The 463-nt window shown below is 58.1% G+C and carries 1 protein-coding gene; it reads left to right on the forward strand.

Annotated elements, in window-relative coordinates; translation table 11 throughout:
• Positions 1-142: 142 nt before the first annotated feature.
• Positions 143-463 (forward strand): hypothetical protein (locus tag I6F31_RS36230; protein ID WP_225187059.1); only part of this gene is annotated, 321 nt, incomplete at its 3' end.

Raw genomic sequence — 463 nt, forward strand, 5'->3', positions numbered from 1 at the left:
GGACTTACGCCGCCATATGCTCGGTGATCATCGGCCGCAGTCGCCTGTCGCGTCAGTGCGGCCGGATTTCGGTGCAGAGCTCGTACCAGGCGCCAGGTCCCTACGCCTCCTGCCGACGACGCGACTGTTTCAGATCTTCGGCATGCGTCATGCGGAGCTCAATCGCATCGCACTACGAGACATTGCGGTAGAAGAGCGAAAGGCGTTTGTGTTCTGGCCGCTCATCAAGGCAAGTCTCGTCACGGCTCGCCGACATCATCACTCAAATGGAATTGATCGTGCACTTGAGCGCGAGGCCTTCCGGGAACATTTGCCCGACGTGATCTACTATCGGGTTGGCAAAGGTGCCGGGCGCGACATGCTAATGCGGTACGAATATGGTGCCTTAGTGTCACGTGTCGAGCGTAGTGCATTGTATCGGCAAGGCTTGATCTCCCGCGATCTCCTCCGTTCAGCTATCGAC

The organism is Bradyrhizobium sp. NBAIM01, assembly GCF_020194115.1.
Lineage (GTDB): Bacteria > Pseudomonadota > Alphaproteobacteria > Rhizobiales > Xanthobacteraceae > Bradyrhizobium > Bradyrhizobium yuanmingense.